The organism is Candidatus Rickettsia colombianensi, from assembly GCF_003664375.1.
Lineage (GTDB): Bacteria > Pseudomonadota > Alphaproteobacteria > Rickettsiales > Rickettsiaceae > Rickettsia > Rickettsia tamurae.
In genome coordinates, this window is record NZ_RAQN01000005.1 from 1 (window position 1) to 14276 (window position 14276).

Below are 14276 nucleotides of genomic sequence, written 5' to 3' on the forward strand. Positions count from 1 at the left end.
CAATAAATTCTCAAAAAAATTTAGTTTTTCAAAAGAAATTTTGAAATCAGGTAATAATTCTTGATATAATTTTTTCTGTAATTCCTCTTCTTCAATTAGTTTTTCAAAAGAAATTTTGAAATCAGGTAATAATTCTTGATATAATTTTTTCTGTAATTCCTCTTCTTCAAATTTTTTCAAATAAAAATTATCAATTAATAGCTTGTAAAGCTCAAGTACCCCGCTAGGAAAGTTAATTTTCAAAGTTCCTTTTTTATCAATTTCTACAGTAAACTTGTTTCCTTTTGCTTCTAAATATATTAGATCTCGAAATATACTATCCTCTTTTGTCCTACGGAGTAAAAAAGTTGAATCTTTAGAATCAACTAAATCTAAAGCATGTTCTATTATTTTTCCATTAAGTTCATGTAACCTATTGTTAGATATAATACCTTTCACATCTGCTAGAAAAGATTTTTTATCATCTACTTTTAATGTCCTTAAATTTTTTAGAACTTCTAAAGTTATTTCTCCTTGTTGAATTTTTTTAACTAACTCATAATAGTTGCTAGATTCTACTTCTTGATTTTCGTATTCTAACCCGGAACAAACATTGAATCCTGCTTCTTTCTTTTGATCTAATCTAGGATGTTTTTTTTTAATTTCTCTAGGTTTACTAATACAAGAGATCATAATTTTTTTTAGCTTCATATAATTTATGCCTTAAATTAAAAAGGCGTATTATATTTAGTTTAAAAAATATTAACAAGCACTTTATAAAAGATTAAGATAAATTAATTTTTATTAAGGGGGTGATGCAATAATGCTTTTTTTAGATGATTAGTTTGAAGATGAGTATATATTTGGGTAGTGGATATATCAGCGTGACCGAGTAGCTCTTGAATTACTCTTAAGTCTGCTCCGCCCTCAAGCAAATGACTTGCAAAACTGTGACGTAATATATGCGGAGAAATATGCTCAGGGTTAAGTCCTGCATAAAGGGCAGCAGATTTTAACAGAATAGCAAAATTTTGCCTAGTCATATAACCTGCTAAAGCTGATGAGGGAAATAAATAAATTAGATTTTTTGGTTTAGCTTTATTCACAAAAACATCTCTAATTGCAAGATATTTAGCAATACTGATAACTGCCTGTTCATTTATTACTATGACTCTTTCTTTATTACCTTTACCAAGTACCGAAAATACTTTTCTTACTTCTCCTTTAGACGTTTTATTAGTCAGAATATCAGCAAGCTTAAGATTAACAAGCTCCGAGACTCTAAGACCGCTAGCATAAAGCAAATGAATCATAGCATTAAGCCGGATACCTTCAGGAGAATTATCTTGAGAGCAATGTTCAAGTAACGATTTAATTTGATCTATAGATAATATTTCGGGAAGTTTATTTTGATATTTGGGCAAATCTACGTTAAGAACCGGATTAAAAGCGGTATGGTTTTCGCTAATTAAAAATTCATAATAACTTTTTATAGTTGAGATTTTTCTGTTGATTGAGCGTGCTTGCAAATCATTAGTTGCTAGATACTCAATCCAATCTCTAACATTCTCTGTGGTAATATTTAATTCTGATAATTTTTGTTTAGCAAGATAATTTTGAAAATTGAATAAGTCATGCTTATAGCTAAGTATGGAATTTTTTGACAATGCTCTCTCGGCTAAAAGCATTTCTAGGAATTGCGAAATAAATTCCATAAAATGTTTTAATTTCTATATTGGAGGCCAGGGTCGGAATCGAACCGACGAATAGAGGATTTGCAGTCCACGGCATTACCACTTTGCTACCCAGCCTTGGTTGTTTTTATGATGTCCATCGTCATTGCGAGCAACTGTAAGGAACGTGGCAATCTCATGAAGTAGCACAAAATTCCTGAGATTGCTTCGTCAATTGCTATGCAATTTCCTCACAATGACGTTTTTAAAGCCACTACTAAACCGCTGTAATATTACCAGCATCCATACAAAAAGCAACTACTTTTATATTAAACTCCTAATCCCTGTAGGATATTTAAACAATTTATCCTTCATAAAATTCAAGAACTGGCTAACTGAATCTACTATATCGTCATTCTTAATGGGGAAAATTCAATAATTCCTTTAAAATTATGCTTGATTGTTTGGATATTAGAACACTAGCTGATTGAAATAAAGGAACTACCGAGGCGAATCTTGTAACTTTATCAAATCTTAGCTTAATCCTGATCATTCTAATATTGTCGCCTAAAAATCCTATATCTTGAATCAATTGTTGACCGCTTGCTTTATCTTCGATTAATATAAATTTTGGCTGATATTCTCTAGCTAATTTTTCCGTCAAATTCTTAAGCTCAGGATAATTAATTTTTTTTCCGTACTAATGATACTAGATAATATTGCTGCTCAAGAATCCCCTCATATAGTGCAAACACTATAATCGGAATCTTCGGAAATCTTAATTGCCGTATCCCAACTTTGTACAAAATAATCAAATCTTGAAGGTAAATTTTCATAAAAGCTAATATCTTCCTCCATATTAAGTAGCGATGACCCTATAGCTATAGGTTCTTGCAAATATTGAGCATTATAATTATAGCTACCTATTTCCTGCTCTAACTTTGCTAAGCAATCAGGAGGTTTTTTATAGCTGTCTAATACTTCACCACTAAGATATTGATATTCTTTATTCATTAATTTAAAAGAATAATCTTGAATACTAATCGCCGGAATTTTTAAATGATGCCATGAATTGCTATTATTAAGTAGATAACCGGATAAATCATCCGTATGAAGACGCTGCATAACTAAAACTATCGCTCCCTTATTACGATTATTTAGTCTGCTAACAAAAGTTTGCTCAAACCAATCTATAACTTTCTTACGTATTTTATAAGAATGAATTTGCGTAGGATTATGAGGATCATCGATAATTAAGATATCACCGCCTTCGCCTGTTGCCGATCCTCCGACCGATGTTGCAAATCTAAAGCCGTTAGCTGTCATTAAAAATTTACTTTTTTGATTATGAGTTTTACTAAGGATAATACTTGGAAAAAGTTCCTTATACCAATCGGAATTTAAAATAAACCGACAATCTAGTGAGTGTTTAATGCTAAATATTTGAGAATAGCTGGTAGCCATAATTCTTTTTGTGGAACTTGCCCCAAGTAAATAAGCAGGCCAAGCAACGCTAACACAAATAGACTTTAAACTCCTTGGCGGTATATTAATGATTAAACGATTAATATCACCGCTTTGCACGGCATTTAAATAATCGGTAATTATTCTTATATGTTTACTTGGGTAATACTCTGCTCCGGATAGTATTAAATACCTTAATTATAAAACTGTACAAATCCTGCCGTAAAATAGAATTTAAGAGTTCTTTAGAGTGGAGCATGTTATTATATCATACTGTGACTTACTGTCATCCCGTGGTCAAGCCACGGTATGACATATATCATAAATTATCATTGCCATTAATCCCCTATAGTATATAATTTTGAAAAATAATATGTTTATTTATGAAATTACTAAAAATTATTTTTATCATTACTATATGCATTAATTTTCCTATATTCGCAGAAAATTTAGAGTCGGTTACTACAACCGAGGATATTGAAAATGATGTAATCCCTCTTGATAAAAATCATCCTATTTTAAATCCAAACGATAATATTAATAATAGTTCTGAATTTAAGAATTACACAAACGGTAAAATTATTGCATTAAATAAAATTACCGCTACTTCTGAAGAGATAGATTTTAAAGTCGGGGAAGAAAAATATTTCGGTAATATAAAAATCAAATTACATAAATGTATAAAAAATCTTGATCCGTATAATGAAGATAATTATTTGTTGATGACCATAACAGAATATAAAATAGACGAAGATCCTAATTTACTATTTCAAGGATGGATGATTTCTTCAAGCATTTCACTTTCAACGTTTGAACACCCAATCTATGAAATTTTTGCTAAAGATTGTTTTTAGATGCAATATTTAATTTCAAGTTTAATATTTTTAATTCCAAGCTTTGGGATGCTTGCGGGCTTATCAGCTGCAGCTACTGTTACAATTTTTTTGCTAAGTATTGTTGTACGGAATACCCTACCACAAATGTCTATGTCATTACTGCGAAAGCAGGAATCTAGAAACAATAAAATGGATTCCCGCTTTCGTGGGGATGACATAAAAACCGAACTATTATTCACCGCTTGGTGCTTTATATCTTGTTTATTCGCAATTCATCCTATTAATAGCTTAGCTACTTTTACTCAAGTTTTCATACTCTTATTCCTTGGATTTATCGTTAGTAATTCTGCTCCTTTTCAAAATCGCTTACAGCTTAAAAAAGCCTTAATATTCGGAATTCTCACAGCAATATTATTATTCTTCATCGAATATTCTTCTCATGGTTTTTTAACAAGAATATTCAAAGCTAGTTTTGGCTTATATATGTTAGATCGGGGCTGTGCTTTACTTTCAATTACTGCTTGGGTAGCGATTATAATTTTACTCTCTAACGGTAGACCTCTTCGGAAACTCGCTTATAGAGAGGAATTTGGAGGAGACACAGAACGCAGAACCGCAGCGTACTCAAATGTACGTGAGGATTCAAGTACCGGATCGACGTACAAATTACCTCTAGAAATAGAGTGTCCGAAGAGGTCTAGTAAAAGAAGACATGCATTAATGCTATATATATTAGTGCTTTATTTATTAAGTATTTCCGATAGTTTAGCAAGTTTTTTAGGTTTCGGTATAGGAGGAGTAATATTTATTTTAGCAAGACTTATAAAGCCGATATTTTTCAAATTAATTGCAATAAGTTTAATTACCGGCTCATTACTATTCCCCGTTATAGCTAAACAAATAGAACCGCAATATTTATCTGAAAAATATTTAACTACTCAGCCTTCAGCTGCTCATCGTTTATTTATTTGGCATTTCGTCGCAAACAAAATCATCGAAAAGCCGATTTTAGGCTATGGCTTTGCTTCTTCTAAATATATCGAAGTCAATGATAGTGAAATGATCGATTATAAAGGTGAAAAATGGCATCCTTTGCCGCTTCATCCTCATAATAATATATTACAAATTACTCTTGAACTCGGTATAATAGGTTTAATATTATTTTTAAGCTTAACCTATAAATACTTAAAACAAATTGATAAAATAAAGAATAATAATTTTAGGTCAGCTTCTTATGCATGTTTTATAAATTACTACATTATCGGCATGATTTCATATAATATTTGGCAAATATGGTGGATATCAAGCAGTATTTGGGTACTAGTTTTAATGAAGTTACTAGTTAAACCTGATATTGTCGTTGATAATTGATGCTATTTGAGGTAAATATAGAAATAAGTGTCATTAAACCTACGTCATTGCGAGTAGGCTTTGTTGCGTGGACCGGTAAAACCCACTGTGTCATCCCGTGGCTTGACCACGGGGTCCAGAACAAAATTTAAAAAGTCTGGATCCCGCGATCAAGTCGCGGGATGACATTTTGTATGGTATGACACAGAAATTAAATAATAAAAAACATATGCTACAAAACTCAGAGCTTTTACAAGAATACCTACCGATTGCTATATTTTTCGGTATTGCGGTATTGGTTTCCGGTTTAATAATGATTCTACCTAACCTATTATCGACAAAGAAATATAATAAAGATAAGCTAGAGCCTTATGAGTGTGGTTTTGAACCTTTTAGTGATGCAAGGTCAAAATTTGACATACGTTTTTACTTAGTTGCTATTTTATTTATTATCTTTGACCTTGAAATCGCATTTTTAGTGCCTTGGGCTATTAGCCTTAATACAATAGGTAAAATAGGCTTTTTCTCAATGATATTTTTCTTATTCGTACTTACTATCGGGTTCATATATGAATGGAAGAAAGGAGCTTTAGACTGGTAATAAAAATACTTGGGGTCATCCCGTGGCTTGTCCAGCTTTGTTGCCTGGATCGGTTTTTCCGTCATTGCAAGGAAAAACTGTAAGTTTTGACGAAGTAATCTCAGGAGTTTCTCATTATTTCATGAGATTGCCACGCTCCTTACAGTTGCTCGCAATGACGATTCGGTATCCATGCAACAAAGCTGGACAAGCCACGGGATGACGTGTACGGAATGACTAATTTACTGTATTTAATTTATTAAGAATAAACATGCATAATAACTTTTATCAAGAAGACGAATTATTAAACCATGAGCTTTCTAATAGAAGATTCTTACTCACTAAAGTTGATGACGTTATAGGCTGGGCGAGAACTAATTCCTTATGGCCTATGACTTTTGGACTTGCTTGTTGTGCTGTTGAGATGATGCAGGCAGCAGCAAGCAGATATGATATGGATCGCTTCGGTATGTTATTTAGACCAAGTCCAAGGCAGTCCGACCTTATGATAGTCGCAGGAACGCTTACTAATAAAATGGCACCGGCTCTACGTAAAGTATATGATCAGATGGCTGAGCCTAAATGGGTGCTTTCAATGGGTAGCTGTGCTAACGGCGGCGGCTATTACCACTTTTCCTATTCGGTAGTGCGTGGCTGTGATAGAATCGTACCGGTTGATATATATGTCCCTGGCTGCCCTCCTACTGCCGAAGCATTAATTTACGGGCTTATGCAGCTACAGAAAAAAATTAAACGCACTACAGGTTTTAAGTATGACGCTAGACAAACTCATTGAAAAACTTGCAGCTAAATCTAGTATTTTAATAACTCCGGTCACAGTTAAGGATTATTTAGCTTATAAAATTGCGCCGAATTTTTTATTAACGTTTTTAAAAGCTTTAAAAGAATCGGAAGAATTACGTTTTACTGTACTTACGGATTTATTCGGCTCTGATTTTCCTGAAAGAGATAAAAGATTTGAAGTAGTATATAATTTACTAAGCTTAAAATTAAATAAGCGTTTAATAATAAAAGTAGATATATCTGAAAAAGAAACTATACCTTCGGCAATGAATATATTTAGTGCCGCTTGTTGGTATGAGCGTGAAGTTTACGATATGTACGGGATAAATTTTGATGGCAATGATGATAAAAGACGAATACTAACCGATTATGAATTTGAGGGGCATCCATTACGTAAAGATTTCCCGTTAACCGGTTATACGCAAGTTAAATATGATGAGGCGCTAAAGAAAGTAGCTTATGAACCGGTCGATTTAGACATAGAATATCGCGAGTTTGATTTTAGCTCTCACTGGCACAGCCCGACTTACATATTGCCTGGGGATGAGAAAGCTGGGAAGTAACAACGTCATTGCGAGGAGGATACCCAAGTCGTCATTGCGAGCGACTGCAAGGAGCGTGGCAATCCAGTAAAAATTATGAAACAACCGACTGTATAACTGTATATATTATTGCTAATAAACGAAACGGTACTATTTACTTAGGAGTAACTTCTAATCTTATCAAACGTATATATGAACACAAAAATAATACAACTAATGGGTTTAGTAAAAAATATAGTTGTAAAATGCTAGTATTTTATGAAATTCATGAGACTATGGATTCTGCAATAACTAGAGAAAAACAAATTAAATCAGGCTCAAGAGCAAAAAAGCTTAATTTAATTGAGCAAATGAATGTAAATTGGAAAGATTTATATGATGAAATTATTTAACTGGATTGCCACGTCGCCTACGGCTCCTCGCAATGACGGATACTATGACTAACAACACTAAAACTATAACTCTAAATCTTGGTCCGCAGCATCCGGCAACTCACGGAGTTTTAAGGTTAATACTTGAGATGGACGGAGAAGTAGTAAATAACGCCGATCCTCATATTGGATTACTTCATCGTGGTACGGAAAAACTTATTGAGCATAAAACATATTTGCAGGCTATACCTTATTTTGATCGCCTTGATTATGTTTCGCCAATGTGCCAGGAACATGCATTTGCTTTAGCTGTCGAGTCGTTATTAGAATGCGAAGTCCCACGAAGAGCTCAGTTTATCAGGGTGCTATTCTCAGAGCTAACAAGAATTCTTAACCATACTTTAAATATCAGCAGCCAAGCTTTAGATATCGGTGCTACTACTCCTCTATTATGGCTTTTTGAAGAGCGAGAAAAGATCATGGAATTTTACGAGCGTGTTTCCGGCTCTCGTATGCATTCAAACTACTTCAGACCCGGCGGAGTTGCAGAAGATTTACCCGATGGTTTACTTGAGGATATAGATAAGTTCATAGAGCAGTTTCCTCCTAAACTTCACGATACTGAAAGTCTACTAAATGAAAATAGATTATGGAAACAACGTTTAGTAGATATCGGCGTTGTGTCTCAAAAAGAGGCAATGAACTGGGGGTTTTCAGGACCGATGCTTAGAGGTTCGGGTATAGCTTGGGATTTACGCACGTCAAACCCTTATGACGTTTACGATGAAATGGACTTTAAAGTACCAATCGGCAAAAACGGTGATTGTTACGACAGATATTTCGTTCGTATGCTTGAAATGTATGAATCTGTTAAGATAATCAAGCAATGTATAGAAAAAATGCCGAAAGGTGCAGTTAAAACCGATGATCCTAAATTAACACCACCGACAAGAGCTAAAATGAAAGAATCTATGGAAGCAATGATTCATCATTTTAAGCTCTATACGGAAGGATATGACGTACCAGCCGGCGAGACCTACAAAGCAGTAGAAGCTCCTAAAGGCGAGTTCGGAGTATATTTATATTCAACCGGCAATAACAGACCTTATAGATGCCGAATTAAAGCCCCAGGCTTTGCTCATTTGCAAGGACTAGATTTTATGTCTAAAGGTCATTTAATGGCAGATGTTATTACTATTATAGCCACACTTGATATAGTATTTGGTGAGATAGATAGATAGGTCGTCATTGCGAGCAGGCATTGTTGCATGGATCAGAAAATGCCAAATTTGTCATACCGTGGCTTGACCACGGTATCCAGAAAAACAATAAAAATACTAGTATTTTTTAACTGGATCCCGCGATCAAGTCGTGGGATGACAGCGGGAAAATCGATCCACACAGGAATAATATAAGAGATATATGAACACAAATTTTATATTTGATAAGAAAAATTTAAATCTAGCAGAAGAGATTATAAAGAAATATCCGCCGAAAGGTAAAAGAAGTGCCATACTTCCACTGCTTGATCTAGCACAACGTCAAAATGGCGGTTGGCTGCCCGTGCCTGCTATCGAATATGTTGCAAATATGTTAGAAATGCCTTATATGCGGGCTTATGAAGTTGCAACATTTTATACTATGTTTAACTTAAAGCCCGTCGGTAAATATCATATTCAAGTATGTACTACTACTCCTTGCTGGCTGCGTGGTAGTGATGATATAATGAAAATTTGTGAAAAGAAATTAGGTGTAACACTCAAAGAAACTACTGAAGATCAAAAATTTACTTTAAGCGAGATAGAATGTTTAGGAGCATGCGTTAACGCTCCGGTCATACAAATCAATGATGATTATTATGAAGATCTAACTCAAGAAACAATGGAAACTATTATAGATAAGCTGCAAAATGAGTAAAATACTCTTATTAATAATAAAGTTTTATCAATATTTCATTTCCCCGCTACTTGGCAATAATTGCCGATTTCGCCCCACTTGTTCAGAATATGCCAAAGAAGCTATAACAACACACGGCACACTTAAAGGCTTGTGGCTTACCTTTAAAAGAATCATCAAATGCCAACCGTTTTATAATGGGGTTTTATTGCATGATACAGAAGTTCGATGTCATTCCCGCGAAAGCGGGAATCCAGCCACTAAAAGGTATAAACACACTAAACTTTAGAATTAAAAGCTCAAATAATTTCGCTTTTTTCTGGATTCCTGCTTTCGCAGGAATGACATCTATATGCTTTGCTAGGATCATAAATATAAATACTATAGTGAAATGAATTTAAATCCTTTACCTCGTGAATTTTTTGCAAGAGATACTAACCTAGTAAGCACTGAGTTAATCGGTAAAGCTCTTTATTTCCAAGGTAAGACAGCTATCATTACTGAAACTGAAAGCTATATAGGACAGGATGATCCTGCTTGCCATGCAGCAAGAGGGCGGACTAAAAGAACGGATATAATGTTTGGTCCTGCAGGCTTTAGCTATGTCTATTTAATTTACGGAATGTATTATTGTTTAAATTTCGTAACTGAAAGTGAAGGCTTCCCTGCTGCGACCTTAATAAGAGGCGTACATGTTATTTCGCCTGAAAATCTATACCTCAACGGTCCGGGTAAATTATGCAAATATTTAGGAATTAATACTTCTCATAATAAATGTAATCTTATAAATAACAACGAATTTTTTGTCAGCGATATTGGTTTAAAACTCCCCTACTCTACTACTACCCGCATCGGTATTACCAAAGGCACGGATAAATTGTGGCGTTATGTTGTTACAGATATCACTAATTTAATCTCTCAATATAATGTACAGCCTCAATAAGGTCATATTGATTTACGGCGAAAGAACCTCGAAAAGGTTTGTCTAATGTAAATAATAAAAAAAGCATTGATGATGAAGTGATACAAACTAAACCAACCGAAATCTTATGTAGATAAAGTTTAGTACCAAGCATACAGACAAAAATTAAATTAATAGCGGTCATTATACATACAACTATCCAATATTGAATATTTAAGGAAAAATAGGACATTTTAATCCTGTTATACCTTACGGTATAAAGCTCTTTTATCTCCTCAATGATTTCCTGCTTAGTAAATAGCTGCATTTGCTCGCTTGCTTTATAAGCTTGTAGTCGCTTATTAATATCTTGGAGGAAACTAAGAGCTTCATGACCGATTTTCTTGCCGTCTTTCATTAATTGCCATTCACACTGCATTACATCTTTGGTATAATTTTTAATATCTAGATAAATTGCAGGTCTCATTTCATGGGGAAGCCAACCTACACTATTTGCAAGCCTCATCAACACTATAGATTCTGCTACCACCCCTTCTTGTGCTTTATTAAAATTACCGAGTAAATAAATTAATACAAAACCGGTTGATACCGCATACATACTACCGACTACACCCGATAAAACCCGCCAAAACTTCCAAGCTCTTTTTTTTGAAAATTATTAGGAATAATGTATTTTGTTAAATATAAACATCCCGCACAAAAACTCATCAAAACAATATTAGGAACGGTGTAGATAAAGTCAATTATATGATTAACCATAGGTATTATTAACCATGTCCTGCTGAATATTTATTAGGATTTGGATGTTTTATTATATCCAATAAACAATTACTTTCTATAACTGATATTATTTCTTCAAAACTTACCTTTCGCTCACTTATTAACTTATAATTTTTTCAGCAGAAAAGCTATCATTACATTTCTTTGTCATCTTACGATATTAGTACAATGTATGCTTTATGTCAACACTACACTTCCGTCTCTTCTAAGACCACCGTAGAATCAGCAAGTTTAGTAATTTTTTCAATTTTTAACCGAGCTTCTTTTAGTTTTTTCTCACAATGATTCTTAAGTAAAATACCTCTTTCAAAGCTATTAACTGCCGTCTCTAGACTCTCTTGTCCGTTATCTATTTTTTTAACAATTTCCTCAAGTTCTTTTAAAGCTTCTTCAAAGCTAATATTTTCTTCTAAAGTTTTAGTATTAGTCATTTATTTTTATTTTTTAATGGTTATCTGTAGTAGTTTTGTCTTCAGTTGTTTGTAGTATAAGTAATTTTTTTAGCTCACTACTATCAAAAGTTTTCTTAGGAGCAAAAATACTCCCTTGCATTTTTATATTAAGATGTGCCAAACTATCTTTATCGGAACTCGTATTTGAGGTATTTAACTTAACACGCCTTGCCGGTACATAAAATGATAAAATACTCGATGCATACATATCAAAATTATATATATTAACTGCAAAAGAGGCCGCACCGCTACTATATTGTGTTGCAAATTTTACTTTCTTTAAAAGGGCAATACCTTTTTGTAGTTCAATATCACCGCTTATGCCTCTAATATTTTCTTGTCCTGTGGTTATAGCACTATTTATCTCTTGATCTAAATTTTGTACCTTATAATCAGCTGTATTAATTTTTTCTATAAAAGAATCAATTGCAAAATTATTAACATCTATATTGTTTATAGCAAATTGTGATTTTGTAGTAAGGTTATATAGCTGGCTTTGAAGAGTGTTACCGTTAGTCCCTAAACTACCGCTTATACTTACTTTTCCGCTACTTGCAGTAAATATTTTAGGCATAAGAGCCGAGACTTTGTTTAAATCTATTGTATTTAAAGCATATACGAAATTTATAGAATAAGGTTCTAATAAAATATTGCCGCTACCTTGAAGCTTACCGCCTAATAATTCTGCTTCAATATTATTAAATTGTAATAGATTATTATTATTTGCTACATAAAATTTAACATTTTTCAATATTAAATCATTTTGTGATAATGTTGATAATGTCCCGTAAAATTGCAATGTAGCTTTATCTAGACTATAATCATTTATTAATTTATTTCTTAAATTAAGCATTCCTGCCGGTGATAATAAATCAGTAGTAAGATTACCGTCCTTAATTTCTACGATCAAAGACGGTAATACACTCGATGCATCCAAGTTCCAGCTAGTTGATAAATAGCTGTTAGCAGTTTTAAAATCTAAATTACTAATTTTTATATTAGCCGGTACGATTTTAGCAAGCAAATTCATTTTGTCAAATATATGATCGTTATACTTAACGCTATCTATTAAAATATCTAAATTAGCTAAATATCCTATTGTTCTAATAGGAATAAATTTGCTGGGATAATCTAAAGTTTTCATATCTTTAGTTAAATTTTTTGTAAATTCGATAAGCGGCGAAATTATTGGATACGTTCTACTGCTTAAGTCAAGCAAAGATATATTAAGCGTAGCATCTAAACGAGGTGTTTGAGCAATAAATTTACTAGAAAAATTTCCTGATAAATTTAAATTATCTGTTTTGAGTAATAAATTTTTAAAAAATAAATCTATTAAAGTGAGTTTTAAATCCGATGACAAGCTAAAAGGAATAGCTTCTTTAATAGTAACGTCGTTAAATCCTAAAATATTCAGTAACGAATTTATATCGTTGTGCTTTAAATATAGCTGTCCATCGAACATACTTCTAACGGCATTCTGTGTTACATTACCTGTAAGCTTAAATTCCCCACCTGACTTAATATTACCTGAAAATTCATTTATCTTTAAAGTACCCTTTGATAAGTTAGAAGAAAAAACTATTTTTTCTAGTGCTTCATTATTACTTAAAATTATTTCGTTAATTGCCAAGTCTGCTTTAAGTAATTTATCGGCAAAAATAAATCTAATATTTGAAGAAGAAGTATTAAATGTTACCCCTACATTTGGAGAAATTAACGAACTTAAATCTATTTTAGGAAAATTTAGTTTCACATTAGTAGTAATATTATCATTTTTAGCAATGTTAACAAATCCATTACCGGTAATAAAAGACGATGCTATTACTATGTCTTTTAGCTCTATTTCATCTTCATTATTTGAAATATTAAATTTAACGTTTACTGCCTCATTTTGATTAAATTTATTAAAAAGATGGTTTAAATCCGGTAATATATTATACATTACCGATGCTAAATTTTTAATCTGATATTCACCGCTACCGCTAGTAAGCTTAGAATCTTTGTAAATTTGTGATAACTTAAAACCATAATCATTATTATCAATATTAAGACTAAAATCTACTGTATCGTCATGTTTATTAATTGAACCTGAAATTTTACCTATATAGTTACTTGTAGTTTTAAATATATAATTAGACGATACAGCATTTTCTTTTTTAAATATACAATTATTAAAATTTAAAATAGAATAATCTTGTTTATTAATAATACTTAGATTAGTAACATTTAGATTTATATTTTGTAATTTATATTTAAAGAAATTCTTTATTAACTCTTCATGATTATAAATATTTAATACATTAGAATTTGAATAAAATTTAGCATCTAATATATCTATTTTATTAATTTTAGGATTAAATTTTATAAGCGACCATAATGAAAAATGAATTTTAATCTGCTCTAAATCTAACTTTCCTTCTTCTCTTATCGTCTCAATAACTAAATAGGGTAAAGGAAATTTATTCATCTTTATTTTTCCGATATTTTCTTTTGCAATTCCTAAATGACTGGTAAAATTATTAGTAACCGAATTATAGTTAACAAACGATAATGCACCAAAAATTATAAATAATAATAATGAGAAACAAATTATGATGCCAGCAGCTATTTTTTTTATCATGTCT

Annotated in this window: 18 protein-coding genes, 1 tRNA gene and 1 pseudogene; 12 read left to right on the forward strand and 8 right to left on the reverse strand. The window is 32.3% G+C overall.

Features of this window, described 5'->3' with window-relative positions:
- From D6968_RS00940 to D6968_RS05400, 5 genes are all read right to left on the reverse strand, one after another.
- Positions 1 to 690, reverse strand: a 690-nt coding sequence (locus D6968_RS00940) for a DUF5410 family protein (RefSeq protein WP_121542766.1), incomplete at its 3' end; no start/stop codon positions are given.
- A gap of 83 nt (positions 691 to 773) precedes the next feature.
- On the reverse strand, positions 774 to 1694 hold the full coding sequence (locus D6968_RS00945) for a site-specific tyrosine recombinase XerD (protein ID WP_121542768.1): 921 nt from the start codon (positions 1692 to 1694) through the stop codon (positions 774 to 776).
- A 21-nt stretch (positions 1695 to 1715) separates the two neighbouring features.
- A tRNA-Cys gene (locus D6968_RS00950) sits at positions 1716 to 1790 on the reverse strand.
- Positions 1791 to 2070: 280 nt separating this feature from the next.
- On the reverse strand, positions 2071 to 2316 hold the full coding sequence (locus D6968_RS05615) for a hypothetical protein (RefSeq protein ID WP_177717136.1): 246 nt from the start codon (positions 2314 to 2316) through the stop codon (positions 2071 to 2073).
- Positions 2317 to 2390: 74 nt separating this feature from the next.
- Positions 2391 to 3236, reverse strand: a complete 846-nt coding sequence (locus D6968_RS05400) for a hypothetical protein (protein WP_245969004.1) — start codon at positions 3234 to 3236, stop codon at positions 2391 to 2393.
- Positions 3237 to 3499: 263 nt separating this feature from the next.
- Between D6968_RS05400 and D6968_RS00965 the strand changes: the two genes are divergently transcribed.
- The 12 genes from D6968_RS00965 to D6968_RS01030 all read left to right on the forward strand — a co-directional run bounded on the left by D6968_RS00965 (position 3500) and on the right by D6968_RS01030 (position 10438).
- Entirely contained in the window at positions 3500 to 3970 is a 471-nt protein-coding gene (locus D6968_RS00965) for a DUF2155 domain-containing protein (RefSeq protein ID WP_121542772.1), read from the forward strand.
- Positions 3971 to 5323, forward strand: a complete 1353-nt coding sequence (locus D6968_RS00970; RefSeq protein WP_121542774.1) for a palindromic element RPE1 domain-containing protein — start codon at positions 3971 to 3973, stop codon at positions 5321 to 5323.
- Positions 5320 to 5454 carry a hypothetical protein gene (locus D6968_RS06170; RefSeq protein WP_281269428.1) on the forward strand — a complete coding sequence of 45 codons (135 nt, stop codon included), beginning with the start codon at positions 5320 to 5322 and terminating at the stop codon, positions 5452 to 5454. The genes D6968_RS00970 and D6968_RS06170 overlap by 4 nt, the downstream gene beginning before the upstream one ends.
- 77 nt (positions 5455 to 5531) lie before the next feature.
- Positions 5532 to 5903: an NADH-quinone oxidoreductase subunit A gene (locus D6968_RS00980; protein WP_032139652.1), complete on the forward strand. Its 372-nt coding sequence runs from the start codon at positions 5532 to 5534 to the stop codon at positions 5901 to 5903.
- A 250-nt stretch (positions 5904 to 6153) separates the two neighbouring features.
- On the forward strand, positions 6154 to 6678 hold the full coding sequence (locus tag D6968_RS00990; protein ID WP_121542776.1) for a NuoB/complex I 20 kDa subunit family protein: 525 nt from the start codon (positions 6154 to 6156) through the stop codon (positions 6676 to 6678).
- A complete protein-coding gene (locus tag D6968_RS00995; protein ID WP_121542778.1) occupies positions 6656 to 7249 on the forward strand; it encodes an NADH-quinone oxidoreductase subunit C in 594 nt (197 codons plus the stop codon). The genes D6968_RS00990 and D6968_RS00995 overlap by 23 nt, the downstream gene beginning before the upstream one ends.
- 8 nt (positions 7250 to 7257) lie before the next feature.
- Positions 7258 to 7620, forward strand: coding sequence for a GIY-YIG nuclease family protein (locus D6968_RS01000; RefSeq protein ID WP_245969005.1), 363 nt, complete (start codon positions 7258 to 7260; stop codon positions 7618 to 7620).
- 44 nt (positions 7621 to 7664) lie between these two features.
- Positions 7665 to 8840 carry an NADH dehydrogenase (quinone) subunit D gene (gene nuoD / locus D6968_RS01005; RefSeq protein ID WP_121542840.1) on the forward strand — a complete coding sequence of 392 codons (1176 nt, stop codon included), beginning with the start codon at positions 7665 to 7667 and terminating at the stop codon, positions 8838 to 8840.
- 27 nt (positions 8841 to 8867) lie between these two features.
- Positions 8868 to 9014 carry a hypothetical protein gene (locus tag D6968_RS05620; RefSeq protein ID WP_245969030.1) on the forward strand — a complete coding sequence of 49 codons (147 nt, stop codon included), beginning with the start codon at positions 8868 to 8870 and terminating at the stop codon, positions 9012 to 9014.
- A 7-nt stretch (positions 9015 to 9021) separates the two neighbouring features.
- Positions 9022 to 9516: an NADH-quinone oxidoreductase subunit NuoE gene (nuoE, locus tag D6968_RS01015; protein ID WP_121542780.1), complete on the forward strand. Its 495-nt coding sequence runs from the start codon at positions 9022 to 9024 to the stop codon at positions 9514 to 9516.
- Positions 9509 to 9784 carry a membrane protein insertion efficiency factor YidD gene (gene yidD / locus D6968_RS01020; RefSeq protein ID WP_121542782.1) on the forward strand — a complete coding sequence of 92 codons (276 nt, stop codon included), beginning with the start codon at positions 9509 to 9511 and terminating at the stop codon, positions 9782 to 9784. The genes nuoE and yidD overlap by 8 nt, the downstream gene beginning before the upstream one ends.
- A 102-nt stretch (positions 9785 to 9886) precedes the next feature.
- Positions 9887 to 10438: a DNA-3-methyladenine glycosylase gene (locus tag D6968_RS01030; RefSeq protein WP_121542786.1), complete on the forward strand. Its 552-nt coding sequence runs from the start codon at positions 9887 to 9889 to the stop codon at positions 10436 to 10438.
- Here the strand turns inward: D6968_RS01030 and D6968_RS01035 are convergent.
- The 3 genes and pseudogenes from D6968_RS01035 to D6968_RS01050 all read right to left on the reverse strand — a co-directional run bounded on the left by D6968_RS01035 (position 10401) and on the right by D6968_RS01050 (position 14272).
- A pseudogene (locus D6968_RS01035) lies at positions 10401 to 11125 on the reverse strand (bestrophin-like domain). The gene D6968_RS01030 and the pseudogene D6968_RS01035 overlap by 38 nt on opposite strands.
- Positions 11126 to 11385: 260 nt before the next feature.
- Positions 11386 to 11628, reverse strand: a complete 243-nt coding sequence (locus D6968_RS01045) for an exodeoxyribonuclease VII small subunit (RefSeq protein WP_008580037.1) — start codon at positions 11626 to 11628, stop codon at positions 11386 to 11388.
- A 13-nt stretch (positions 11629 to 11641) separates the two neighbouring features.
- The gene (locus D6968_RS01050) at positions 11642 to 14272 is read right to left on the reverse strand and encodes an AsmA-like C-terminal region-containing protein (RefSeq protein ID WP_121542788.1); all 2631 of its coding nucleotides are present in this window, start codon (positions 14270 to 14272) and stop codon (positions 11642 to 11644) included.
- Between the last annotated feature and the right edge of the window lie 4 nt (positions 14273 to 14276).

Excerpts from the sequence above, each read along its gene's own strand:
- D6968_RS00945 (WP_121542768.1), bottom strand. The coding sequence starts at position 1,694 with ATGGAATTTATTTCGCAATTCCTAGAAATGCTTTTAGCCGAGAGAGCA.
- D6968_RS00965 (WP_121542772.1), top strand. The coding sequence starts at position 3,500 with ATGAAATTACTAAAAATTATTTTTATCATTACTATATGCATTAATTTT.
- D6968_RS00970 (WP_121542774.1), top strand. The coding sequence starts at position 3,971 with ATGCAATATTTAATTTCAAGTTTAATATTTTTAATTCCAAGCTTTGGG.
- D6968_RS00980 (WP_032139652.1), top strand. The coding sequence starts at position 5,532 with ATGCTACAAAACTCAGAGCTTTTACAAGAATACCTACCGATTGCTATA.
- D6968_RS00990 (WP_121542776.1), top strand. The coding sequence starts at position 6,154 with ATGCATAATAACTTTTATCAAGAAGACGAATTATTAAACCATGAGCTT.
- D6968_RS00995 (WP_121542778.1), top strand. The coding sequence starts at position 6,656 with ATGACGCTAGACAAACTCATTGAAAAACTTGCAGCTAAATCTAGTATT.
- nuoD (WP_121542840.1), top strand. The coding sequence starts at position 7,665 with ATGACTAACAACACTAAAACTATAACTCTAAATCTTGGTCCGCAGCAT.
- D6968_RS05620 (WP_245969030.1), top strand. The coding sequence starts at position 8,868 with ATGGATCAGAAAATGCCAAATTTGTCATACCGTGGCTTGACCACGGTA.
- nuoE (WP_121542780.1), top strand. The coding sequence starts at position 9,022 with ATGAACACAAATTTTATATTTGATAAGAAAAATTTAAATCTAGCAGAA.
- yidD (WP_121542782.1), top strand. The coding sequence starts at position 9,509 with ATGAGTAAAATACTCTTATTAATAATAAAGTTTTATCAATATTTCATT.
- D6968_RS01030 (WP_121542786.1), top strand. The coding sequence starts at position 9,887 with ATGAATTTAAATCCTTTACCTCGTGAATTTTTTGCAAGAGATACTAAC.
- D6968_RS01045 (WP_008580037.1), bottom strand. The coding sequence starts at position 11,628 with ATGACTAATACTAAAACTTTAGAAGAAAATATTAGCTTTGAAGAAGCT.
- D6968_RS01050 (WP_121542788.1), bottom strand. The coding sequence starts at position 14,272 with ATGATAAAAAAAATAGCTGCTGGCATCATAATTTGTTTCTCATTATTA.